The sequence below is a fragment of the Citrobacter sp. Cpo074 genome, from assembly GCF_030332745.1.
Taxonomy (GTDB): domain Bacteria; phylum Pseudomonadota; class Gammaproteobacteria; order Enterobacterales; family Enterobacteriaceae; genus Citrobacter; species Citrobacter portucalensis.
In genome coordinates this window covers 293,499-314,332 of the sequence record NZ_JAOWHG010000027.1, presented here as the reverse complement: position 1 = coordinate 314,332, position 20,834 = coordinate 293,499, and the positions used below count along the sequence as shown (strand labels likewise).

Sequence of the window (20,834 nt, the reverse complement as noted above, 5' to 3'; positions counted from 1 at the left end):
AAACCCCCAGTGGAATTAACGACCGCCCATAATGGCGATGTAATCCTGCGTCCAGCGACTGTAAGGAACGAATTTTCCACCTTCGGCAATCGGCGTTTTCCAGAAGGCAATTTTGTCAAAGTAGCTATAACCGTTGGTTTCACAACCCTTTTCACCCAACAGAGGGCTGGCTTTACAACCTTCAGGCACCACTGGCAGAGAACCAAACCAGGCCGCTACGTCGCCCTGTACTTTCGGGGTTAATGACCAGTTCATCCATTTGTAAGCACAAACCGGGTGTTTCGCTTCACTGTGCAGCATGGTGGTATCAGCCCATCCGGTAACCCCTTCTTTTGGGAAAACCGTGGCAATTGGCTGACCTTCGCCTTTCAAGGCGTTAGCCTGATAAGGCCAGGCGCTTGACGCCACCACGCCTTCGTTTTTGAAATCGCTCATTTGCACGGTGGTATCGTGCCAATAGCGATGGATCAGCGCGTGCTGATCGCTCAGGACTTTGATCACCGCCTGATACTGTTTTTCAGTGAGCTGATAGGGATCGGTAATACCCAACTGCGGCTGAGTGGCTTTAACGAATAACGCGGCATCGGCAATATAGATCGGGCCATCGTAGGCCTGAACGCGCCCTTTATTGCTTTTCCCATCCTCAAGTTTTTGCTCAACAAACACCACGCTCCAGCTATCCGGCGGCGTTGGAAAAATTTTGGTGTTATACATCAGCAGGTTTGGTCCCCACTGGTACGGTGCGCCGTAAACTTTTCCGCCAACGTTAAACCATTCGCCTTTTACCACGCGTGGATCGATGGTTTTCCAGTTAGGGATCAGCGCGGTATTAATTGGCTGAACGCGTTTTCCCATAATCAGGCGCAGTGAGGCATCACCAGAAGCGGTAACCAGGTCGTAGCCGCCTTTTGCCATCAGGCTGACCATTTCATCAGATGTGGCTGCCGTTTTTACATTAACCGCGCAGCCGGTATCTTTCTCAAACTGTGAGACCCAGTCATATTGCTTATCGGTTTGCCCACGTTCGATATAACCCGGCCAGGCAATAATATCCAGGCGGCCTTCCGGTTTATCTAATGATGTGGGGGGTTCGGCTGCCTGCGCAGTCATCAGCGTCATACTGAGTGCGCACAGGCTACTGAGGGCAAACTGCTTGCTCATAACGTCTTACTCCTGTCTAAAAAATATTGAGCGGCAGCCTTGCCGTAAATATATGTCCTTTTCTAAAAATAGTCGGGGTGTTGTAAGCGTTCCTGCTGGCGCAAGGAAATTTAATCAGGTTGTGAGCTAACGCTCATTACGCTACAGACTCTGACCTGGGGGTAATCTTCTGGAGTATAGACAAGGAGTTAGACGCAGAGGTGGCAATAGTAATAACTATTGATATTTTGTATGGACGCACCCGATATAAATAATACCGTGGTTCAGCATTCACTATTTCGAAAATAAGAACACGCTATTCATTTATATTGAATAGCGCGTTATGGTTTATTTCATCATTTCACGAATTAATTTACCAAGCTGTTTTACGGCCTGCTCTTCGCGATCTCCCCAGTGCCATGCAGTATTAAAACGAAAAAAACGTGTCCAGCTTCCCGAGGTCGAGAACATTTTCCCCGGCGCAATACTGATGTGGTGTGCCAGCGCATGGGTACTGAGCACACCAGCATCAAGCGGTTCCGGCAGTTCCAGCCATAGAAAATAACCGCTGTCGTTGTGGTGAATGTTGACTTCCGCCGGAAGATGACGCAGCAGCGTTTGCCAGGCCTGTTGTTTACGTTCCGCCAGTTGCCGACGCAAGCGCCGCAGATGCGCGTCATAGCGCCGGGTTGAAAGATAATCAACAAGGGCAAGCTGCATAGGCGAACTGGTAGATAAGGTGCTCATTAGCTGGAGTCGCTGAATACGCCGGGCATGTTTCCCTGCTGCTACCCAGCCAATACGAAATCCTGGCACCAGGCACTTGGAGAAAGACGAACAATGCAGAACGCTGTCGGCGCGATCCCAGGCTTTGGCGGGCAACGGTTTTTCGCGGCCAAAGTACAGCTCGCTGTAAACATCATCTTCAATCAGTATTACGTGGTATTTTTCCAGCAAGGCAACCAGACGCGCCTTTTTCTCTGCGCTGAGCGTAAAACCCAGTGGATTTTGGCTGTTTGTCATTAGCCAGCAAGCTTTTACCGGGTACTCCTGCAACGCCTGCTCCAGCGCGGTGAGATCGATCCCCTCTTTTACGTCGGTGGCAATCGAAAGCGCCTTCAGACGTAATCGCTCCAGGGCCTGCAACGCCCCGTAAAAACAGGGGTTTTCGACAATTACCCAATCACCCGGTTCGGTGACTGCTTGCAGGCTCAGGTTGAGGGCTTCCATCGCGCCGGTGGTGATGACGATTTCGTCCGGTGAAATGGTCATCCCCTGTTGAGCATAGCGACGGGCAATGGCATGACGCAGCTCAGCATTCCCCGGCGGCAGGTTTTCAATCACGCTCATGGCGGTGGCAGTTTTACTCACCTGCGCCAACGAGCGATTCAACTGCTGAAGTGGAAACAGCCGCGGGTCGGGGAATGCGGAGGCAAAGGGCATCACTGACGCATCCCGGCTGGCCTGCAACATATCAAAAATGTAGGTATTGATATCCACCGCTTCATCGCGCATGACCTGCACCTGCGGCGCAGCAAATTCACGTTCGGGGCGCGCGGCGACATAATAGCCAGACTGCGGTCGGGCAATAATCCGCCCCTGGCTTTCCAGCAACTGGTATGCGTGTCCGACGGTCATAAAACTCATTCCGCTGCTGACCACCTGCTCACGCAAGGATGGCAAGCGATCGCCTGGCTGCCATACGCCAGACGCAATTTGATCGCGAATTTGCTCTGCCAGTCGCTGGTACTTTTTCATTCTGAAAATCCGTTCAGGTAACCACCATCATGTATATCAGTTTACATAATCTCTACATTTTTACTAACTGTTATGAATAGTTTTGTTTCAATGCCGAAGTTGCAGCCTGCCAAGTGAAACCTAAACTGTTATTGTCTTAAATCTCATATCCTGACTTTTCACTAAACACATTTTCAAATGCTGTGCGCAATTTGTCGGTCACCGCATCAAAATCGTTGAGTATCTCGGTGTCATTAAAACAGGTTTGAGCAGTTCCATCGGTTAGTGTTTTGATAGCATCGTTTATGCTTTTAGAGGATAAATTGAAATACTTACCTCTCTTTATAGGGTTTTTAGGGTTAAATTTCCCATTCGCCAACTGCCAATATCGGAATAAGTATTGCGTTAAGCACAAAGGCTCGCGGAATTTCTTACTGACTGTTTCCCTCAGCAACTGTTCTTCCACCTGCCATATCTCATTGAACGTACTTTTCAAAAATGGTTGCGGAATGTGTCGACTATAAAACCCTTCGAAAAACTTTTCTTTTCGGTTAGCGAAATTTTTCAGTAGCCGTCTTTTATAACACATGCTGTAATATTTATTCTTATTTTCCTGCATCATCGCACGCTTGCTAAAGTGGCTATTTAATATGCTGATGTTGAGAAAATCTGATGAGGCCATGATGAGATTATCTTTGTTGGTTGGAGGATTTTTCTTTAAAATCAAAAAGTCATTTGGATTTCCATTATCGAAGTAGAAATCTTCAGCCAGCGGTGCCGTAATGAACATATCATCATTAAACAAGACAAACTTGTCGCTCAGATCATTTATCTTATGAATATTAAGCTCTATCGCATTAGAGTTAAATGTAGGCAAGTACTTGTTTTCGATAAACTGTTCATGAAAAACAATGTTTAACTTTTTATGATTCACATTAAGCCATGCGGGAATCTGTCCGCATGTAACTAAATGTATCTTTCTTACCCATGGCGCATATTTTTCCACACACCTGAACCAATAATTAAAAATACCCATATCTCTGAAACGCGCCGGATGCCTAGCCCCCTCATCATGGCAACCCGCCGCTTTATGCTTGGCAAAACTCGCCTGCCAGGCTAAATCACTTGAGTCAACCCACAAAACGACAAAGTCGATTCCGCTCATTTTATTGTTCCAATGAATAATTTTCGGCGAATATAACAAAGTGCCAATTCAATGTTTGAACTAATCAAGGCATCAATATTGAGGATTCCATCTTTTGTGAAAGCTATAGCAATTGTGCAACTGTTATGGTTAAAAAGAACTGTTCTGTTTCTGCCTTCCACTGCTCCTCAGACTTAGAATTGCGCTAAATCAATTTTGCCTGCGGAGTTAAGCATGTTCGGTCTTGACGCGTTTCACCTGGCAAGGATCCAGTTCGCGTTTACGGTATCCTTTCACATCATCTTTCCGGCTATTACTATCGGGCTCGCCAGTTATCTGGCTGTGCTGGAAGGGCTATGGCTAAAAACGAAAAATCCCACCTGGCGATCGCTTTACCATTTCTGGTCGAAAATATTCGCCGTAAATTTTGGTATGGGTGTAGTTTCCGGGCTGGTGATGGCTTATCAGTTCGGCACCAACTGGAGTGGTTTTTCCGAGTTCGCCGGGAGTATCACTGGGCCGTTACTGACCTATGAAGTATTAACCGCCTTCTTCCTCGAAGCTGGTTTCCTTGGGGTGATGTTGTTTGGCTGGAATCGGGTTGGTCCAGGACTTCATTTCTTTGCCACCTGCATGGTCGCACTGGGTACCATTATTTCAACCTTCTGGATCCTCGCCTCCAACAGCTGGATGCAGACACCGCAAGGCTATGAAATAGTTAACGGCCAGGTCGTTCCCGTCGACTGGTTCGCCGTTATTTTCAATCCCTCATTCCCCTATCGTCTGCTGCATATGTCGGTTGCCGCCTTCCTGAGCAGCGCGTTGTTTGTTGCTGCCTCGGGGGCATGGCATTTGCTGCGCGGGAATAACACACCAGCAATTCGAGCGATGTTTTCGATGGCGCTGTGGATGACATTAATCGTCGCTCCACTGCAGGCCTTGATTGGCGATATGCACGGTTTGAATACGCTGAAGCATCAGCCGGCAAAAATTGCTGCGATTGAAGGACACTGGGAAAATCGCCCCGGTGAACCGACTCCGCTGCTGCTGTTCGGCTGGCCGGATATGGAGCAGGAACGCACCCGCTATGGGCTGGAAATCCCGGCGCTGGGCAGTCTGATCCTGACCCATAGTTTGGACAAACAGGTCCCGGCCCTAAAAGAGTTTCCTAAAGAAGACAGGCCCAACTCCACTATGGTGTTCTGGTCGTTTCGCATAATGGCCGGGCTAGGCATGCTGATGATCCTGTTGGGCGCGTTTGCCCTGTGGCTGCGCTATAAGCAGCGTTTATACACCTCGCGCCCTTTTCTGCGCTTTGCCTTATGGATGGGCCCCTCCGGTCTGATTGCCATCCTTGCCGGTTGGGTGACCACTGAAGTTGGCCGTCAGCCTTGGGTGGTTTACGGTCTGCAACGTACGGCGGATGCGGTTTCTGCACATGGCGATTTACATATGAGCATCAGCCTGCTGTCCTTCTTTGTGGTGTACAGCTCAGTGTTTGGCGTGGGTTACAGCTACATGATCCGCCTGATCCGTAAAGGGCCACAGGAAGATGACCCGACTATTCCGCCAACAGGCACGCCTGCCCGGCCGCTTTCAGCCGCCGTCCTCGATTCTCAACCGGAGGCACATCGCTAATGGGTATCGATTTATCAGTTATCTGGTTTGTAATTATCGTCTTCGCCACGCTGATGTATATCGTGATGGACGGTTTTGATCTCGGGATTGGCATTTTATTCCCAGCGATTCAGGACGCTGACGACCGCGATGTTATGGTCAACAGCGTAGCCCCGGTATGGGACGGCAATGAAACCTGGCTGGTATTGGGCGGAGCCGGATTATTCGGCGCTTTCCCCCTGGCCTATGCGGTGATCGTCGATGCGCTGACCATCCCGTTGACCCTGATGCTAATCGGCCTAATTTTTCGCGGCGTCGCGTTCGAGTTTCGCTTCAAAGCCACACCTGCTCACCGACCATTCTGGGATAAAGCCTTTATCGGCGGTTCAATCCTCGCGACATTCACGCAAGGTGTCGTGGTGGGTGCCGTACTCAACGGGTTTTCCGTTACCGGACGCAGCTACAGCGGCGGTCCTTTCGACTGGTTGACCCCGTTCACGTTGTTCTGCGGCGTTGGTCTGGTCGTGGCTTACGCCCTGCTGGGGGCGACATGGCTGGTGATGAAAAGCGAAAATCCGTTGCAGGATAAAATGCGCAGTGTGGCCAAAAAACTGCTGCTGGCAATGTTGGTTGTGATTGCCATTATCAGCCTGTGGACACCACTGGCACATAGCGCGATTGCCGAGCGTTGGTTTAGCCTGCCCAACCTTTGGTTCCTGATGCCGGTTCCGCTGCTGGTTGCGCTTATCAGTCTCTGGCTGTGGCGTTCGCTGGGGCAACATAACTGCCATACGCTGCCTTTTGTATTAACGCTGGGGCTGATTTTTCTCGGGTTTAGCGGGCTGGGGATCAGTATCTGGCCACATATCATTCCACCGTCTATTACGCTCTGGCAGGCGGCGGCTCCGGCACAAAGTCAGGGCTTTATGTTGGTTGGCGCACTGCTGATTATCCCGATAATCCTGGTGTACACCTTCTGGAGCTACTACGTTTTCCGCGGCAAAGTTCAACATGGTGAGGGGTATCATTGATGCAACAAACAATCTGGAAACGCCTGATGTGGCTGGTGATCCTCTGGGGCGGCAGCGTGCTGGCCCTGGCCGCCGTTGGTATGTTCTTTCGTCTCCTGATGACGGCCGCCGGATTTAAGTCCTGAATCTCGCCCTGATAACACCCGGTCAGCGCGCTGCACTGCCCGGGTGTTACAAATTCCAACATCGACTAAACAAAAATGTAAAAAACATCGAAATGGCAAAACAGAGATTGTCATTAACCCGATTAAAATATTGAATAGTCACCGGGCGAAATTATCGCCAATTCCGCAGCTAACGTACCAGAGGGTGCATGATGTTTAAGAAAGGGTTAACGGTGTTATTGCTGGCCAGCGCGCTTTTTTCCGGTCAACTTTTCGCTACTAATCAGGGACATGAATATCTTCAGGTGCAGGATGCCGATCATTTACTACGACACACGGCCGACAGCGATGAACTTCGAGTGACGGCGGAAGAATCCGCCGCCGATCTTCGTGAGCACCATCACTGGCAAAAATCACGCAAACCCGATACACATCTGAGCTAACGATTAACCTTTGCGCTTCGGCAGTGTCTTCATCAGTTCTTCTGGACTGACCGAAGCCACGACGCTGCCCGGCAACGGCATCTTCAGAATGTGATGCTTCATCTTGCCGATTACGTGCATTTCGCACGGTCGGCAATCAAATTTCAGCGTCAGGACTTCATCGCCGTTAACCAGTTGCATCGGTGTTGCTTTCCAGCTTTTGATGTTACCTTTCGCCTGTTTCGGACACAGGTTAAAGGCGAAACGCAGGCAATGTTTGGTGATCATCACCGGCACTTCGCCCTTTTCTTCATGTGCTTCATAGGCTGCATCAATCAACTGAACGCCATAACGGTGATAAAACTCACGCGCTTTTTGGTTGTAGACGTTAGCCAGGAAACTCAAGTGCGTTTGTGGATAAACCGGCGCTGGCTGAGATACCGGTTTGCGGCTACCGCGCTGATAGCTTTGCAGGCGCGCTGCATCCAGCATATCAACGGCTTCACGCCGGAACTGATTTAGTTGACCGTTTGGCACAAACAGCGCGCCCGGCAGATTCACCTGAATATTGCGGGCGTAGTACATCGTCTGACCAAGTTTTGCCAGTCCGTCCTGTAGGTTACTCAACGCTTTTTCCGCATTGTTCGCTTCCTCAAACTGGCCGTCCAACGTATGGGTGATACTCACGCCCTCTTCACTGGTGAGCGTCAGAATCAACTGCTCCTGCCAGCCGCCGAGCTCAATATCGATCGCAACACGGCGTTCGCTGGAAGTTTTTGTTAACGCTTGCTGCCAGTTATGATCGAGGTTGCGATTCAGCGGATGATGCGGACGCACTTTGCGCAGATCGGCGGGCATTTCATTCGGCCATACCCGATAACGATTGTTCCCCGTTTTTTCCACGGTGTTGGCGCGAAATCCAACAACCTCACGTTTGATTAACACGTTCAGGCCATCCCCGTTTGCCAGCGGTTCGGTCACCTCAACATCGAGATGATCTTTTGCCACCTTCAGGACTTCGCCGACCGGCAAACCGATAAACTTTGGTGAGTCGAATGCGCCGATATCCCCTTTACGGGCATTCACAAAATAATCGGTACTGCCGCGATGGAAGGTTTTCTCTGTGGATGGGGTAAAGAAATGTTCGGTGCGTCCCGCTGATGAACGGGCCAGATCGCCGCGTTCTTCAATGATGGCGTCGAGCATCTGGCGATAATGCGCGGTAATATTCTTCACATAACTCATGTCCTTATAGCGCCCTTCAATTTTGAAGGAACGCACACCTGCGTCAATCAACGCACCCAGGTTGGCGGTCTGATCGTTATCTTTCATCGACAGCAGATGTTTTTCATAGGATACCACGCGCCCCTGATCGTCTTTCAGGGTATACGGCAGACGGCAAGCCTGGGAACAGTCGCCGCGGTTAGCGCTGCGTCCGGTTTGTGCATGTGAAATATAACACTGCCCTGAATAGGCAACGCACAGCGCACCGTGAATGAAAAACTCAATGGTCGCATCGGTAGCCTGATGGATAGCGTTAATCTGCTCAAGGCTCAGTTCGCGCGCCAGCACAATCTGGGTGAATCCCACATCGGATAGAAATTTCGCCTTCTCAACGCTGCGAATATCGCACTGGGTGCTGGCGTGCAGTTCAATCGGGGGAATATCCAGTTCAAGAATCCCCATATCCTGCACGATCAGGGCATCAACGCCGGTCTGATACAGATCGGTAATTAACCGTTGTGCGGGCTCCAGCTCATCATCATGCAAGATCGTGTTTAGCGTCACAAAGATTTTTGCCCCGTAACGATGGGCAAAAGGCACTAATTCGGCAATATCTTTCAGGCTATTACTGGCGTTATGACGCGCGCCAAAACCTGGTCCACCAATGTAAACGGCGTCTGCGCCGTGCAAAATGGCTTCGCGCGCAATGGCGGTATCCCGAGCCGGGCTTAACAATTCAAGGTGATGAGGCTGCTGGCGCATACAGTTGTTACCATCCACAAGCGGTAAAAATGGCGGTTATTGTAGTCACAAGCGCGGCGTTTCGAAATAGTTTTCCCGATTAACCGCGTGGGTAATGGATCAGCGAGTGAAAATGAACCGTTTGCTCGCTACTGTTACGGTAGCTATGTGCCGTATCTCCGGCGAAACGGACACCTTCACCGGATTTAAAGGTGCGCCACTGCCCCTCAATACACATATCCAGCAGACCACTAATCACCACTACGTGCTCAATTACGCCGGTTTCATGCGGAGTAGATTCACTGAGCGCGCCGGGTGCCAGCAGTATCGAAAAATGATCGAAGCACAGTTGCGGATCCCACGGGAACAACGGTGTGACGACCATCGCCTGCTGCTGGGGATCGAATGTTAGCGTGCCGTCTGACTCTGGTGGTGAAATAAACGTTGAAAACGGGACGTTCAGTCCGGTGGCTATTTTCCACAATGTTGCCACCGTTGGACTGGATTCGTTGCGCTCAATCTGCCCCAGCATCGCTTTTGACACGCCAGTTTCCTCCGCCAGACGCGAAAGGCTCCATTCCCTCTGGTGACGTAGCGTTTTGAGCGTTGTGGCCAAATAGTGGGTTAAGTTGTCCATTTTTCTCCTTTGTCGCTCTCCTTTCTCAGGGCTACAGCTTAGCACTTGTACGCTATAACGCACAGTGTTACAGTGACTGACCGTTATAACGCACGCGGAGTTGCTATGCGCACATTTTACATCCCCTTGCCTACAGTTTTGTCGGGTTTTGTGGCTGTCCTGGTCGGCTACGCCAGTTCAGCGGCCATTATCTGGCAAGCGGCGCTCGCCGCAGGTGCGACGACCGGACAAATCGCAGGCTGGATGACCGCACTGGGGCTAGCAATGGGGGTCAGTACGCTGGCGCTGACATTGTGGTATCGCGCCCCTGTACTCACCGCATGGTCAACGCCCGGTGCCGCGCTGCTGGTGACGGGCCTGCAAGGGGTATCGATTCAGGATGCTATCGGTGTTTTTATCGTAGCTAATGCATTGATTGTGCTGTGCGGTATAACCGGGCTGTTTGCCCGCCTGATGAAAATTATTCCCCACTCGCTGGCATCGGCCATGCTGGCCGGGATCTTGCTGCGTTTTGGTTTGCAGGCGTTCAATAGCCTGAACAGTGAGCTTATCTTGTGCGGCAGCATGCTGCTGGCGTGGTTGGTACTAAAAGTAATTGCCCCACGGTATGCCGTTATCGCCGCAATGTTGGTAGGTATAGCCATCGCCCTGGTTAAAGGTGACATTGTCACCGATGGTGTTAATCTGTCACCGGTGTTGCCAGCGTTTACTGCACCACACTTTTCATTAGCCCACAGTATCAGTATTGCGCTACCGCTGTTTCTGGTCACTATGGCTTCGCAAAATGCCCCAGGTATTGCGACCATGAAAGCATCTGGATATTCGTTACCCGTTTCACCCCTGATTGTTTTTACGGGTCTGTTGGCACTGCTATTTTCGCCGTTTGGCGTCTATTCTATCTGCATCGCCGCCATAACCGCCGCAATTTGCCAAAGCCCCGAAGCCCATCCAGATGCAAATCGACGCTGGCTCGCCGCAGCGGCAGCGGGTGTCTTTTACATTCTGGCTGGGGTGTTTGGCAGTTCGATCACAGGTCTGATGGCAGCCCTGCCCGTAAGCTGGATCCAGATGCTTGCTGGTCTGGCATTACTCGGCACGATTAGCGGTAGTTTATTTCAAGCCTTACATAATGAAGCAGAACGCGATGCGGCTATCGTGACTTTTCTGGTTACGGCCAGTGGTCTGACGGTATTAGGTGTTGGGTCTGCATTCTGGGGGCTGATCGTCGGCGGTATCTGCTACTCAGTGTTGACGTTATTTCGCCGCGCGTAGCTGCGTTGGCGTTTTACCCGTCACTTGTTTAAACCGGTTACTGAAATGGCTCGCCGAACTGAACCCACAGGCCATTGCAATATCCGACAGGCTGCGTGATGAATAACAGACCAGTTGCTGCGCCAGCGCCATACGGCGTTGCATGACGTACTGATGAGGCGCCATATTCATCGACTGGCGAAACATTCTGGCAAAATGGAATTCACTTAGCGCTGCTTCACCTGCCAGATCGCTCAACGTTATGGGATACGCCAGATGTGCTTCAATATAGGCCAGCACGTTGCGCAATGTGGCAGGCGCAAGCCCTCCGGTGACGACGGGAAGTCGCCATTGCACATTGCTGTAATGCTGGATCAGATGCGTTAACAGTAGTGAAGATGCCGCGCTAAGCGTGAGGTGATTGGCCGGTTGCTGCCAGTCATTACCAAGCAAAAACTGACGGTAAACCGCCGTGATCCCCGGGTCACTGCCAAACGTATGCTCGTCCAGCGTGAAGCTATAGGGGCTTTTGTCCCAGACTTTTTCACCCACTTCGCGCAAATGCGCGTCCGTACAATAGAGATGAACAAAGGAAAGATCGTCACGAATATCCCAACTGGACTCACTCTCTTTCGGCATCAGGCAAAAACGGTCTGGTCCCCCGCCATTCTTCCAGCCTCCCGCCGTCTTGTGGTAACTCTCGTAACCATCTGCGATGTATAAACTGAGCGTATGGTGATCGCAATATTGGGTGATGGTATCGCGTTTGTTCGACCAGGCCGCCAGTTGGATCCCTGAATGTAACGCAACCGATTCATGCAACACGGCATTATGTTTGCGCAAGTTTTCAAAGGCACCGTAAGGCTGAGACATACCATCACATTCAAAATAAGTTAGCAGGCTTTCAGTCTATATCAGCTACATATCGTTAACAGCTGCCTTTTCACTATTACGCTAAAAAAAGCGCAAGATTTTGCAAGTCCACCGCAAGCCGATGAAAGCCTCCTGCATTCCGTCGTGACACAGTGTAAGTCTGAATGAATAAAGAGAGAGTCGTATGAACGCACTGTTGTACTGCCTGGTGGTGGTTATTTGGGGAACGACATGGATTGCGATTTATTTGCAGCAAGGTCCGGTTTCTGCGCCGGTTTCTATCTTTTGGCGCTTCGCCGTTGCCAGCTCAGTGATGATAGTGATCCTGTTGCTAAGCGGTAAATTACGCAAACTGTCTGGCCGCGATCATCTGTTTTGTCTGTTACAGGGCGGATGCGTTTTTTGCTTTAACTTCTGGTGTTTTTATACGGCTGCGGCGTGGATTAATACCGGCCTGGAGTCGGTGATTTTCTCGATGGCCGTCCTGTTCAATGCAGTCAATAGCTTCATCTTTTTTGGGCAAAAACCACCGCTGCGCTTCTATATTGCAGCGGGTTTGGGACTGACGGGCATCGTGACTCTGTTCTGGCAGGATTTGCTCAACAGCGGGTTTAATCATTCACTGCTGCTGGGCATCGGCTTAAGCGCCCTCGGGACCTTCGGCTTCTCACTGGGCAATATGATCAGTCTGCGTCACCAGAAAAAAGGGTTAGAAGTGTTAACGACCAACAGCTGGGCCATGCTGTACGGCACATTGCTGATCGCGGCCATTGCGCTGGTGCGCGGCGACAACTTCACGCCACAGTGGACATTCAGCTATCTTAGCGCGCTGTTATATCTGGCTATTTTCGGCTCAGTGATTGCCTTTGGCGCTTATTTCACGCTGGTAGGTCGCATTGGTCCCAGTAAGGCGGCATACAGCACGCTGCTGTTCCCGCTGGTGGCGCTGACGCTGTCAACATTGTATGAAGGATACATCTGGCAAGTTAATGCGATTGCCGGATTGGTGTTGATCTTACTGGGAAATCTGGTGATGTTTGCCCGACCGGAAGCGCTGATGGGTAAACTACTCTATCGTCGTCGTGTGGCATAAAAAAACGCACCATCCTGAGATGGTGCGTTCATCATTTTTATTGTGGTTTTTTGTTCACATCAAACATGGAGGCATCGGTCGCCATGTCATCAACAACTTTCTTCAACGTTTCGAACGCCATCGGCGTGCTTTCGTTGTTCAGGTCTTTACCTTCACCCTTACGTACAACTTTAATCACCGGTTTATTGGTCGCTGCATCAATCAACTCACCCTCGAAATAGAGGTTGGTATCCATGGTACGGTGACCCGTCGCCATTTGCGTTCCTGCAACCAGCAGTGCAACCGGGACCACTTCATAGAACTGCAGTCCTTCTTTGCTGGTCGCAACACCGGTAATCGCTCCGCGGAAAATCAGGCTACGTGGCCCTGGGGTTGTAACCAGAGGTTTACGCTGACCGATCGCCGTTTTCAACTTCGTATTGGTATAGGTCAGTAATTGATCAAGAACCTGCTGCCCTACCTGTGTAGTAGGTTTAGGAACCGGATAATACGTTACCGGGTTATACACGATGTTGTCATATTTGGATTCGTTGTAGCTCGGATCAACCCAACGGAGTACCGTTTGTCCCGATGCTGATTTTGTTTCCTTCAGATCAGAGTAATTTTTTAAAAACCCAGAATATTTATCCGGCTCGGTCACTTTTGACGCACAGCCGGATAATGCCAACAAGCCAGTAAGCACTGCAACTTTAAATAAAGTTTGAGTACGCATGAAACGATCCCTTTAGTTTTCGCAATGATGCCTAAAAAGGATAGCAAAACAGTTTCATTTTGGATGTACTAAAAATGGTAAGCACCGCACAATTTTATCTCTGCGTTCAGCACAAAAAATGCTGAACGCAGAAAGAGTTAACCCAAACGGGAGGTTCAGGAAGTTTTGCGTGCCAGCATGGTGGCAAAGCGCAGTTTAATTCGATTACCGTTTTCATCTGTACGATGAAGTTCACCTACGTCTTCGTTATATTTCAGCAGATCCCACCCGCTGTAATAACGACGTAATTCTCCAGATTTAAACGCAAACGGAAAACCAACGGTGCACGGAAAATCTTCGGTATCCATCGCCGCGACGATTAAGTTGTATCCACCCGGTTTAGTACAACGTTGCATATTCTCAATAAGGCCAGGGATTGTTTTGGCTTCAAGGAACATCAACACAACGGTAGATAGAATAAAATCGTATTCCCCCTCAAAACGTAACGCATTAAGGTCAGCGACCTTCGCGTTCAGGTTGGTCAGCCCCTCAGCCGCTTTGATGCGCTCAAGGTTAGCGATGCTCATGGGGTTTTTATCCCATGCAGTAACGTCATAGCCGTTTGCCGCCAGGTACAGGCTGTTTCGGCCGTTACCGCAGCCCAGATCTAACGTTTTACCTGGTGCAACCACTTTTGCCGCTTCAACGACATCGGAATGCGTACGGGTTAAATCATATTTTTCAGTAAAGTAGTTTTCGTCGCAAAGGGTCATTATTTATCCTCAGATTTCAGTAATGCAGCACGCTCCGTGCGGATGAGCAGTTTCCCCTGCATCAGCAATGCAAACGTACGTATCAGTAATAATGCAATGATAAAATTGGTAAAAATAAATAGTGGGATAGACAGCGTATGAAAAAATCCTGATTCACTGCCGTGTCCAAGATGCAATCCCGTTGTCGCCAACGCAGACACGCCAAACGAGAAGCTCCAGAATGACGCATTAAATGGCTGTGACAAATACCACGGCATAAGGCGTAGCATGAACAGAAGTTGCAGCAGACCATAACCAAATAGCATTTTAGCTAACGTATCCCCCTCGCCGCCGTTGACGCTAAGCCAGGCGCTACAGGCGACCAGCGCGGGTGCCAACTGAATACCAAGTGAAGTCCGTAAAACCGTCGGCAGCTCGCCGCAGCTTCGTAAACGTTGCAGAATCACTGGCTCCAGGCTGAGCCATGAAAATACCCCGGCGCCCAAAAACACCAATCCGGCATCGTTGAACCCAAGTGCACCACAGGCCATGGCGCTGATAAAGTTATTGGCAACGGTTGGCAGATACAGACCCGGCGTGGTGGCCTCTTCCGGATGCTCCCCACGCCACAGCCCTGCCGTTTGCCAGGCTGCGTATGCCAGCTGTATGACCACGCCAATACTGAATAACCCAATCGCCAGCGGTCGATACCACGGAACAAATCCAATCGCGACCAGCATCGTGGTGGCCGGAAACAGACTGACAAAGCTACTCATCACCGGATGACGAATTTCCGCCAGTACGCTATGCGGAAAACGCAGTAAACGGCTCAGAAAGGCCAGCGTCAGCAATCCCCAGATGACCATTGCAAGGATGACTAAGCCATCACCAATCCAGTGGCTCACCGGCCACACCTGGCTGGCGTAACGCCACGCAAATCCCATCCCAATTGTACCCAGTACCATGCCAAAATAACCGGCCGGAAGATTGAGGACCCGTTCACTCTGTTTGTTTTTACTCATTTTGTTTATTTTTTAAAGTATATTTGAAATGCATTTTATGGAATATCTGCCGGTTTAGCCAGTGCAGAAAACTTTGCTACGTTTAACTAAGGTGCGCAACATGGAAATGAGCTATGACCAAATACCGTCTAAGCGATGAATCTCGCTCCTTTAGTTACCTGGATAATGGCAATAAAAAAAGTGTATTACTACGCCAAATCATCGCACTCATTGATTTTAATGATGTTAGATCCGGTACGCTCGGTGGCTGGATTGATGATGAAAGCGTTCTGTCGCAAAGCGGTAATTGCTGGATATACGATGAGAATGCGCTCGCGTTTTGCGGCGCGACGATAACCGGAGACGCCCGTATTACACAGGCAAGCGTGGTCAGAGATGGAGCGCAGATTGGTGATGCCGTCTGGATTGACCGAGCAGAAATCAGCCATAACGCGCAAATACGTGACAACGTCACTATTCAGAATTCTGTTGTTCGCGGTGAGTGCCTCATCTGCGGTGATGCACGCATTGTGTGTGACTCTGAAATCATTGCAGCCAGAGGGTTAACCCGTGAAAGCGACCAGCTCCTGCAAATTTACGAGCGGGCGGCAGTCAGCAATTCACGCGTGGTGCATCAGGCGCAAATCTATGGCGATGCGATGATCAATTATGCCTTTATAGAACATCGGGCTGAAGTTTTTGATTTTGCACGGATAGAAGGCAACGAAGAGAATAATGTCTGGATCTGCGATTGCGCCAAAGTCTATGGGCATGCACGCGTCATCGCCGGAACGGATGAAGACGCCATTCCTACCCTGCGCTACAGCTCGCAGGTGGCGGAACACGCGGTGGTTGAAGGTAACTGCGTGCTGAAACACCACGTGCTGGTTGGGGGGCATGCGCAATTACGTGGCGGACCGCTCCAGCTTGACGGTCACATCCTGATTGAAGGCTATGCCTGTATTCTGGGTGAAGTGCTGATTGAGCATCATATTGAGATAACCGATCAGGCCCAAGTTGAAGCCTTTGATGGCGATGCGATCCATCTGCGCGGGCCAAAAGTGATCAACGGCGAACAACGTATCACGCGCACCCCTATCGCCGGTTTATTCTGAAGAGCCATCAATGATGCGGGCGTAGAGATTCACGTCATGGTAATCGCCATTAAGGAACTCCGCCTGTTGCATACATCCTTCCAGTCGGAAGCCATTGCGCAGTGCAACCTGGTTGCTCTTGACGTTATCTACACGACATTTAATCACGAAGCGGCGAATCTCCTGGCTCTGCGCATAATGATGAATCATTGCCTGTAGCGCCTGAGACAGAATGCCTTTGCCCTGGTGCTCTTCATCCAGCCAATAACCAATATAAGCGGCTTTGTTCAGCGGCTCTATCTGGTTAAACGAGATAACGCCAGCCACCTCACCTTGTTCGAAAATAAGGAACATTTTGGCGTAGCCGCGCTGGTGCAACATCATATTCCCCTGCACGTTCTTACGCGTGTCGTCCTCAGATTCGACAAACTGCGGCCAGTTCAGTGACTGTTGGAGCCAGGTTTTATTTTTAAGCACCAACTGATGCAGAGGGGTGACGTGTTGTTCTTCTACCGCCCGCAGTTCCAGCGCGTCACTAACGATAATTATTTCTGACATGTTTATCTCCTTTGCGATCGTAAACGGGGCATTTCTGACTGGCAGTAGCCGATATTACTCTGTTTAGCGCCGGGGATGTCTTATTTTTATGCTGTAACAGCAATCACTTAGAAAGAATCTCTGGCGTGGAACCCGTTACTCTGGTGATCCGGGTATCCCCTCATGGATAGACCGTAATGATGACAATAACACTTTCATTCTATTGCTAAGGAGCAAGCATGGCAGCACCTTTGGGTCGTTTAGCACTTATTCCGCTTTTACTGATTACCGCCTGTCACCAACCTGTTTCCACCACGCAAGCGGGCCCCGTTCCCTTTGCCGTCAATAAGCAACAGGTCGTGGATAATACCACGCTGGAAATTTCCCGTAGCGCGCTGGAATATAACATTCATAAAGTTCAGCAACTGCTGGGAGATAAAACCCGGATGTGCGCCATTCTTAAAGGCGACGCGTATGGCCACGATCTCTCACTGGTAACGCCAGTGATGATGCAAAACGGCGTGCAATGTATTGGCATCGCCAGCAACGAGGAGATTAGTACCGTTCGCCAGTCAGGCTATACATCGCAGCTCATGCGCGTGCGTAACGCGACGGAAAAAGAGATGCGCCAGGCGGCGGATTTCGATACCGAAGAGCTTATCGGTAATCTGGATATGGCTAAGCGTCTAAGTGCAATCGCTCAGGAGAAAGGTAAAACTATTCGTATCCATCTGGCGCTGAACTCTGGCGGTATGTCGCGTAACGGTCTGGAAGTCAGTACCGCTGCAGGTCTGGAAGAAGCACGCGCTATTTCCGCATTACCCGGCCTGAAAATTGTCGGCATCATGTCGCATTTCCCGGAAGAAGATGCGGCAGTGGTAAAACGCGATCTGGCCCGTTTCAATGCGCAATCAGCCCAGGTACTGAAAATTACCGGGCTTAAGCGCGAAGATGTCACCCTGCATGTCGCGAATACGTTCGCTACCCTGACCGTTCCAGAATCCTGGCTCGACATGGTGCGTGTTGGCGGTATTTTCTATGGCGATACCATCGCCAGCACCGAATACAAACGCGTCATGACGTTTAAATCTGCCATCGCGTCGGTAAACCATTACCCCAAAGGAAACACCGTCGGATATGACAGAACCTATACCCTTAAACGTGATTCCGTTCTGGCCAATATCCCGACAGGTTATGCCGATGGTTATCGCCGTGTGTTCAGTAATGCGGGGCACGTGCTGATCCGCGGCCAGCGGGTTCCGGTACTGGGTAAAACATCCATGAATACCGTGATCGTCGATGTAACCGATTTGCCGCAGGTTGCATCCGGTGATGAAGTGGTGCTGTTCGGTAAACAGGGAAATGCGCAGGTTAGTGCAGAAGAAGTCGAAGAAATTAGCGGCGCGTTGTTCACTGAAATGTCGATCCTCTGGGGGGCGACGAACAAACGCGTGATGGTCGATTAACACCTAAAACAGGAAGGGCTTCCGTTTCTCGCAGGAAGCCCTTTTACACAGCAAGCGCCGTTCTACTCAGCTCTCACTGACACTCTCTTTTTGCAATATTTTGAGCAGATCTTCCTTCAGGTGGAGTTTCTGTTTCTTAAGACGAACAATGTCCAAACTATACCCCCGACCATCCGAACCTTCCAGTCTGGAGATCTCATGATCAAGGCTGTTGTGTTTTTCGAATAAGGACAGAAAGCGAGGGTTCTCGGATTTCAGTCGGGAAATAAGGTCTCTGTATTCTGGAAACATACTTTCTCCCTGTTAGTGGACAAGAACGTGTATAAGAAATACACACCCACAGAGTACCCATTTGCCATACAGAAAAATGCGAACAGGATCGAGTAAATAGTGTACAGAGTCGTTATGAGGATGAATGCAGATACGGCTCCCCATCAGGAGAGCCGTAAAGGGCGTGATTAACGCATCTCGCGGTCGTCAACGTACTGACGTTTATCCGGCGCAGGCGGGAAGTACTGATACAGCCAAGTTTCGCTGATGGCGTCACCCTGACAACGCAGGAACATACGCATATCTACCGGATCGGTCGAGTCAGAGGTTGGATACCAGTCAAACTGAATGCGATAACCGTCGATAGGCTCCACGTAGAGGATCTCAATCTGTTTCGCTTCACCGCTGGAGAGCGTAATCACCGGTTCAATGCCTTTCGGCGCAGCAGCTTTTAGATCGCCACCAACGAAGTCAACGGCAAAACGACGCGCCCATTTTTCCGGGTAATGCTCGCCCGGTGCCCATCCTTCCGGGAAACCGCCCATGCCTGTCCGGGTCGCCATCACGCGAGCCAACGGTGAACGCACCGGCGGCTGAGCGCTCCAGTACAGGCGATATTTGAATTCCAGCTCATCGCCAGCTTTGATCTTCTTGTCCGGCTGCCAGAAGCAGACAACGTTATCCAGCGTTTCGCCGGTCGTCGGGATCTCCATCAGACCGATGGTCCCCTTGCCCCACTGGTTGCGCGGTTCGACCCACAGGCTTGGGCGCTTGTTATACCAGCCCATGATGTCCTGATAATGGGAGAAGTCGCGATCGAGTTGCAGCAAGCCAAACCCTTTCGGGTTGTTATCGGTATAGGCGTTGAACTGCAGCTTTTGCGGGTTATTCAGCGGACGGCAGATCCACTCGCCATTGCCCCGCCACATCGCCAGACGATCGGAGTCATGGATTTGCGGGTGAATAGTGTCGCACATCCGACGCTCGTTGTTGCCACAGCTGAACATGCTGGTCATCGGCGCAATGCCGAGCTGCTTGATGTCTTTGCGCGCATAGATGTGGTTTTGTACATCCATAATCACCTGCGTTTTCTCGCAGTGGATCACGAACTTGAATGCGCCGGTTACGCTTGGGCTGTCGAGAAGCGCATACACGGTAAAGGAGGTTGCGCCCGGTTTAACCGTTTCGAACCAGAAAGAGGTGAAATCAGGAAACTCTTCTTTGCTGTCGGTGTAGGTATCTACCGCCAGACCACGGGCCGATAAACCGTACTGATAGGTGTCATCCACGGCGCGGAAATAGCTGGCGCCCAGGAAAGAAACGACATCGCGGCGGGCCAGTTCTGGCGCTTTAAACACGCGGAATCCAGCGAATCCGAGGTCAGTCTGCCCTTCCAATTGTTTGGTATCCACACCCGCGTCGTTGTATTTAAACAGTTCCGGACGGAAGTGAATTTCACGCGCCATATGCGTACTACCATCAACCGAGAACATGCGTACACGACGACGGAAGCCCATTCCCACGTGGAAGAACTGCGCATCAAGCTGACGATTTTCAACATTGTTCCACAGAGACTGCTCTGCATCATATTGAATGCTGTTGTAGGCCTGCGGCGTCAGTTTCGCCAGCGTGTCCGGTAACGCGCGTGGTGCACCGCCCCAGGGCTTCTGTGCTAAGTCATGGGCCATCGATTGCAGAACGGAAAAATCAAAACGTACGGTTTTTCCGTCTGCAATGTCAGACTCTGCCGCAAAGGCGGCGCGGGAAAAGAGTGATGCAATACCACTGGTTCCGCACACGGCGGCCATTGCCATTGAACCTTTAATAAATCGTCTGCGATTCATGCCTGAAAGTGAGTCCTTCTGGTCGTGTAAATGGTCCCGCGCCGGTCAAAATCTGCGGCATGAGAGTGCACATTTCTGACCGCTCACTCTAGACAAAATTCATTAATAATCCAATTGTTGGTCGCCGATTATCTGTACAAAATCGAAAATATTTTATGTCGATGG

20 protein-coding genes are annotated in these 20,834 nt (G+C 50.5%); 8 read left to right on the top strand and 12 right to left on the bottom strand.

The features are described from left to right. Window positions 1–15: 15 nt before the first annotated feature. The 3 genes from ydcS to OGX83_RS06115 all read right to left on the bottom strand — a co-directional run bounded on the left by ydcS (window position 16) and on the right by OGX83_RS06115 (window position 4,042). Window positions 16–1,161: a putative ABC transporter substrate-binding protein YdcS gene (gene ydcS / locus OGX83_RS06125; RefSeq protein WP_286587562.1), complete on the bottom strand. Its 1,146-nt coding sequence runs from the start codon at window positions 1,159–1,161 to the stop codon at window positions 16–18. A gap of 327 nt (window positions 1,162–1,488) precedes the next feature. Next, the gene (locus OGX83_RS06120; RefSeq protein WP_103015370.1) at window positions 1,489–2,898 is read right to left on the bottom strand and encodes an aminotransferase-like domain-containing protein; all 1,410 of its coding nucleotides are present in this window, start codon (window positions 2,896–2,898) and stop codon (window positions 1,489–1,491) included. Window positions 2,899–3,034: 136 nt separating this feature from the next. Then, window positions 3,035–4,042, bottom strand: a complete 1,008-nt coding sequence (locus OGX83_RS06115) for a stealth family protein (protein WP_195994675.1) — start codon at window positions 4,040–4,042, stop codon at window positions 3,035–3,037. A 213-nt stretch (window positions 4,043–4,255) separates the two neighbouring features. Here OGX83_RS06115 and OGX83_RS06110 point away from each other — a divergent pair, with 213 nt between their 5' ends. The 4 genes from OGX83_RS06110 to OGX83_RS06095 all read left to right on the top strand — a co-directional run bounded on the left by OGX83_RS06110 (window position 4,256) and on the right by OGX83_RS06095 (window position 7,216). After that, window positions 4,256–5,659, top strand: coding sequence for a cytochrome ubiquinol oxidase subunit I (locus OGX83_RS06110; protein WP_060682173.1), 1,404 nt, complete (start codon window positions 4,256–4,258; stop codon window positions 5,657–5,659). Continuing rightward, complete coding sequence (gene cydB, locus OGX83_RS06105) at window positions 5,659–6,669, top strand: cytochrome d ubiquinol oxidase subunit II (protein WP_103285248.1); 1,011 nt, start codon at window positions 5,659–5,661, stop codon at window positions 6,667–6,669. The genes OGX83_RS06110 and cydB overlap by 1 nt, the downstream gene beginning before the upstream one ends. Beyond that, a complete protein-coding gene (locus OGX83_RS06100; RefSeq protein ID WP_003020230.1) occupies window positions 6,669–6,794 on the top strand; it encodes a DUF2474 domain-containing protein in 126 nt (41 codons plus the stop codon). Before cydB ends, OGX83_RS06100 begins: the two co-directional genes overlap by 1 nt. 191 nt (window positions 6,795–6,985) lie before the next feature. Next, window positions 6,986–7,216: a DUF2554 family protein gene (locus OGX83_RS06095; protein WP_003020233.1), complete on the top strand. Its 231-nt coding sequence runs from the start codon at window positions 6,986–6,988 to the stop codon at window positions 7,214–7,216. 3 nt (window positions 7,217–7,219) lie between these two features. On the opposite strand, the gene rlhA is transcribed toward OGX83_RS06095, so the two are convergent. Together rlhA and OGX83_RS06085 are read right to left on the bottom strand one after the other, a co-directional pair. Then, complete coding sequence (gene rlhA / locus OGX83_RS06090; protein ID WP_286587557.1) at window positions 7,220–9,181, bottom strand: 23S rRNA 5-hydroxycytidine C2501 synthase; 1,962 nt, start codon at window positions 9,179–9,181, stop codon at window positions 7,220–7,222. Between the two features lie 79 nt (window positions 9,182–9,260). Next, window positions 9,261–9,797, bottom strand: coding sequence for a helix-turn-helix domain-containing protein (locus OGX83_RS06085; RefSeq protein ID WP_071446326.1), 537 nt, complete (start codon window positions 9,795–9,797; stop codon window positions 9,261–9,263). Window positions 9,798–9,902: 105 nt separating this feature from the next. On the opposite strand from OGX83_RS06085, the gene OGX83_RS06080 reads away from it, so the two are divergent. After that, complete coding sequence (locus OGX83_RS06080; protein WP_286587555.1) at window positions 9,903–11,069, top strand: benzoate/H(+) symporter BenE family transporter; 1,167 nt, start codon at window positions 9,903–9,905, stop codon at window positions 11,067–11,069. Here OGX83_RS06080 and OGX83_RS06075 read toward each other — a convergent pair. Beyond that, window positions 11,052–11,921 (bottom strand): AraC family transcriptional regulator, encoded by an 870-nt coding sequence (locus tag OGX83_RS06075; RefSeq protein ID WP_057068172.1) that lies wholly within the window; start codon window positions 11,919–11,921, stop codon window positions 11,052–11,054. The genes OGX83_RS06080 and OGX83_RS06075 overlap by 18 nt on opposite strands. A gap of 184 nt (window positions 11,922–12,105) precedes the next feature. Here OGX83_RS06075 and OGX83_RS06070 point away from each other — a divergent pair, with 184 nt between their 5' ends. After that, a complete protein-coding gene (locus OGX83_RS06070; RefSeq protein WP_032943534.1) occupies window positions 12,106–13,014 on the top strand; it encodes a DMT family transporter in 909 nt (302 codons plus the stop codon). A 37-nt stretch (window positions 13,015–13,051) separates the two neighbouring features. On the opposite strand, the gene OGX83_RS06065 is transcribed toward OGX83_RS06070, so the two are convergent. From OGX83_RS06065 to tehA, 3 genes are all read right to left on the bottom strand, one after another. Then, window positions 13,052–13,726, bottom strand: coding sequence for a DUF3313 domain-containing protein (locus OGX83_RS06065; protein ID WP_003833157.1), 675 nt, complete (start codon window positions 13,724–13,726; stop codon window positions 13,052–13,054). Between the two features lie 155 nt (window positions 13,727–13,881). After that, window positions 13,882–14,478 (bottom strand): tellurite resistance methyltransferase TehB, encoded by a 597-nt coding sequence (gene tehB, locus OGX83_RS06060; RefSeq protein ID WP_204192517.1) that lies wholly within the window; start codon window positions 14,476–14,478, stop codon window positions 13,882–13,884. Continuing rightward, window positions 14,478–15,479: a dicarboxylate transporter/tellurite-resistance protein TehA gene (tehA, locus tag OGX83_RS06055; RefSeq protein ID WP_008784854.1), complete on the bottom strand. Its 1,002-nt coding sequence runs from the start codon at window positions 15,477–15,479 to the stop codon at window positions 14,478–14,480. The genes tehB and tehA overlap by 1 nt, the downstream gene beginning before the upstream one ends. A gap of 113 nt (window positions 15,480–15,592) precedes the next feature. Here tehA and ydcK point away from each other — a divergent pair, with 113 nt between their 5' ends. Continuing rightward, a complete protein-coding gene (gene ydcK / locus OGX83_RS06050; RefSeq protein WP_286587553.1) occupies window positions 15,593–16,573 on the top strand; it encodes a YdcK family protein in 981 nt (326 codons plus the stop codon). On the opposite strand, the gene rimL is transcribed toward ydcK, so the two are convergent. Then, complete coding sequence (rimL, locus tag OGX83_RS06045; RefSeq protein ID WP_286587551.1) at window positions 16,565–17,110, bottom strand: 50S ribosomal protein L7/L12-serine acetyltransferase; 546 nt, start codon at window positions 17,108–17,110, stop codon at window positions 16,565–16,567. The genes ydcK and rimL overlap by 9 nt on opposite strands. Before the next feature lie 218 nt (window positions 17,111–17,328). Here rimL and alr point away from each other — a divergent pair, with 218 nt between their 5' ends. Continuing rightward, window positions 17,329–18,555, top strand: a complete 1,227-nt coding sequence (gene alr, locus OGX83_RS06040) for an alanine racemase (protein WP_286587549.1) — start codon at window positions 17,329–17,331, stop codon at window positions 18,553–18,555. 66 nt (window positions 18,556–18,621) lie between these two features. Here the strand turns inward: alr and OGX83_RS06035 are convergent, their stop codons facing one another. Together OGX83_RS06035 and OGX83_RS06030 are read right to left on the bottom strand one after the other, a co-directional pair. Continuing rightward, the gene (locus OGX83_RS06035) at window positions 18,622–18,846 is read right to left on the bottom strand and encodes an HP1242/YdcH family protein (RefSeq protein ID WP_003833168.1); all 225 of its coding nucleotides are present in this window, start codon (window positions 18,844–18,846) and stop codon (window positions 18,622–18,624) included. A gap of 167 nt (window positions 18,847–19,013) precedes the next feature. Next, window positions 19,014–20,669: a glucan biosynthesis protein D gene (locus OGX83_RS06030; protein ID WP_047411098.1), complete on the bottom strand. Its 1,656-nt coding sequence runs from the start codon at window positions 20,667–20,669 to the stop codon at window positions 19,014–19,016. Window positions 20,670–20,834: the final 165 nt, after the last annotated feature.

Bases quoted from the DNA above. Each gene is read 5' to 3' on its own strand.
- ydcS (WP_286587562.1), bottom strand. From the start codon at position 1,161: ATGAGCAAGCAGTTTGCCCTCAGTAGCCTGTGCGCACTCAGTATGACG.
- tehA (WP_008784854.1), bottom strand. From the start codon at position 15,479: ATGAGTAAAAACAAACAGAGTGAACGGGTCCTCAATCTTCCGGCCGGT.
- ydcK (WP_286587553.1), top strand. From the start codon at position 15,593: ATGACCAAATACCGTCTAAGCGATGAATCTCGCTCCTTTAGTTACCTG.
- OGX83_RS06080 (WP_286587555.1), top strand. From the start codon at position 9,903: ATGCGCACATTTTACATCCCCTTGCCTACAGTTTTGTCGGGTTTTGTG.
- rlhA (WP_286587557.1), bottom strand. From the start codon at position 9,181: ATGCGCCAGCAGCCTCATCACCTTGAATTGTTAAGCCCGGCTCGGGAT.
- rimL (WP_286587551.1), bottom strand. From the start codon at position 17,110: ATGTCAGAAATAATTATCGTTAGTGACGCGCTGGAACTGCGGGCGGTA.
- OGX83_RS06115 (WP_195994675.1), bottom strand. From the start codon at position 4,042: ATGAGCGGAATCGACTTTGTCGTTTTGTGGGTTGACTCAAGTGATTTA.
- OGX83_RS06110 (WP_060682173.1), top strand. From the start codon at position 4,256: ATGTTCGGTCTTGACGCGTTTCACCTGGCAAGGATCCAGTTCGCGTTT.
- OGX83_RS06030 (WP_047411098.1), bottom strand. From the start codon at position 20,669: ATGAATCGCAGACGATTTATTAAAGGTTCAATGGCAATGGCCGCCGTG.
- OGX83_RS06120 (WP_103015370.1), bottom strand. From the start codon at position 2,898: ATGAAAAAGTACCAGCGACTGGCAGAGCAAATTCGCGATCAAATTGCG.
- OGX83_RS06065 (WP_003833157.1), bottom strand. From the start codon at position 13,726: ATGCGTACTCAAACTTTATTTAAAGTTGCAGTGCTTACTGGCTTGTTG.
- OGX83_RS06070 (WP_032943534.1), top strand. From the start codon at position 12,106: ATGAACGCACTGTTGTACTGCCTGGTGGTGGTTATTTGGGGAACGACA.
- tehB (WP_204192517.1), bottom strand. From the start codon at position 14,478: ATGACCCTTTGCGACGAAAACTACTTTACTGAAAAATATGATTTAACC.
- cydB (WP_103285248.1), top strand. From the start codon at position 5,659: ATGGGTATCGATTTATCAGTTATCTGGTTTGTAATTATCGTCTTCGCC.
- OGX83_RS06075 (WP_057068172.1), bottom strand. From the start codon at position 11,921: ATGTCTCAGCCTTACGGTGCCTTTGAAAACTTGCGCAAACATAATGCC.
- OGX83_RS06035 (WP_003833168.1), bottom strand. From the start codon at position 18,846: ATGTTTCCAGAATACAGAGACCTTATTTCCCGACTGAAATCCGAGAAC.
- OGX83_RS06095 (WP_003020233.1), top strand. From the start codon at position 6,986: ATGTTTAAGAAAGGGTTAACGGTGTTATTGCTGGCCAGCGCGCTTTTT.
- alr (WP_286587549.1), top strand. From the start codon at position 17,329: ATGGCAGCACCTTTGGGTCGTTTAGCACTTATTCCGCTTTTACTGATT.
- OGX83_RS06100 (WP_003020230.1), top strand. From the start codon at position 6,669: ATGCAACAAACAATCTGGAAACGCCTGATGTGGCTGGTGATCCTCTGG.
- OGX83_RS06085 (WP_071446326.1), bottom strand. From the start codon at position 9,797: ATGGACAACTTAACCCACTATTTGGCCACAACGCTCAAAACGCTACGT.